Source organism: Methylobacterium sp. WL6 (assembly GCF_008040095.1).
In the GTDB taxonomy this organism is placed as follows: Bacteria; Pseudomonadota; Alphaproteobacteria; order Rhizobiales; family Beijerinckiaceae; genus Methylobacterium.
The window spans coordinates 1-1,505 of record NZ_VRVH01000549.1; the positions used below are offsets into that span (position 1 = coordinate 1).

Below are 1,505 nucleotides of genomic sequence, written 5' to 3' on the forward strand. Positions count from 1 at the left end.
CCCTCGCCCGGCGCGGGGCGACGGCGCGCGAAGCCGCGCCGGTCGAGGCCCATCTCGTCTGCGCCTGCGGCCCGGAGCGCTTCGGCCTGCCCCTCGCCGACGTCGCGCGGGTGGTGCCCATGCGATCATGCACGCCCGTGCCGGGCGCGCCGCCCGCGATCCTCGGCCTCGTCGCCCTGTCCGGACGGATCGTCAGCGTCGTCGGCCTCGCCCGCGCGCTCGGTCGCCCGGGCACGGACCGCGTCGAAGGCGGCCACCTCGTCGTCCTTCGCACGGCCGCGACGCCGACCGCGCTCGCCGTCGACCGCGTGCTGGGGCTCGCCCACCTCGCCGAGGCCGCCGCGGCGGAGGGCGGATTCGGCGGCGAAGCGGTTTCGCGCTATGCCGCGGCCGATCCCGGCCCGTCCGGTCTCGGCGACTTCGTCGTCATCGACCTGCCGCAGCTGCTGCGGCGCACCCTGCCTTGAGGCGCGAGACGCGCGCGATCCACGACGCCGCCCGACCCGGAGCATCAGCCGCCTTGTCGATCTCGATCGGAAAACGGATCCTCCTCGGCTTCACGGCCGTGACGGTGGTGCTGATCGCCCTCGGCCTCTACGCGATCGGTCAGATCGGCTCGGTCCGCGACGCCACCGACACCATCGTCGCCCGCGACCTCGCGGTGCTGCGCCAGCTCGACATCCTCGGCAACCAGACGCGCGACCTCGGCATCCTGCGCCGCAACGCGGTGATCGCCACGCTGATGAAGGCGCAAGGGCAGCCCATGCGCGACGAGGACGTCCTCACCACCTGGCGTCGCACGGCCGCATCGACCGACGCGCTCTTCGACGACCTGATCCGCGAGGCCGACGCCTACCGCGCCCGCGCCCTCTCGGTGGATCGGACGACGGCCTGGGACCGCCTGCACGGCGTCCTGAGGCAGGCCGTCGCGATCTATCGTCCGTACCGGGATGCGAGCGAGGCGCAGCTCGTGGCCGCGGTCGGCGGCGACGTCACCGGCGTCGAGGCCCGCAACGCCGAGATCGGCCGCGCCTACGAGGCCACCATCGCCGCCGTCGAGCGCACCCGCGTCGCCCTCGACGAGAGCATCGCCGTGGGCCAGCGCGGGATCGGCGCGATCCACGAGCGCTCGCGGCTCTCGATCCTGCTGACGCTGCTCGCCAGCGTCCTCCTGGCGATCCTCGTCACGATCCTGATCAGCCGTGCGGTGGTGCGGCCGCTGGAGAGCGTGATGGCGTTCGCCGAGACGGTCGGCGGCGGCGACCTGTCCCAGACGCTGCAGGTTCGCGGCGGCGACGAGATCGGCCGGCTGTCCCGTGCGCTGAACGGGATGGTCTCGGGGCTTGCGGACTTGGCCCGGACGAACCGTGCGGCGACGTCGGACCTGAACGCGGCGGCGGCCGAGATCCGCGCCTCGGCGCAGGAGCAGGCGGCCTCGGTGGAGGAGCAGTTCGCGGCGGTGCAGGAGACGGCGGCGACGGTGGACGAGATCACCCATTCGGGCG

The 1,505-nt window shown here is 74.0% G+C and carries 2 protein-coding genes; both read left to right on the forward strand.

The annotated features are described in order from the left end of the window. The coding region (locus FV230_RS28235) for a chemotaxis protein CheW (RefSeq protein ID WP_147844710.1) at nucleotides 1–467 on the forward strand (467 nt) is incomplete at its 5' end. A 53-nt stretch (nucleotides 468–520) separates the two neighbouring features. Next, nucleotides 521–1,505 (forward strand): methyl-accepting chemotaxis protein (locus tag FV230_RS28240; protein ID WP_147844711.1); only part of this gene is annotated, 985 nt, incomplete at its 3' end.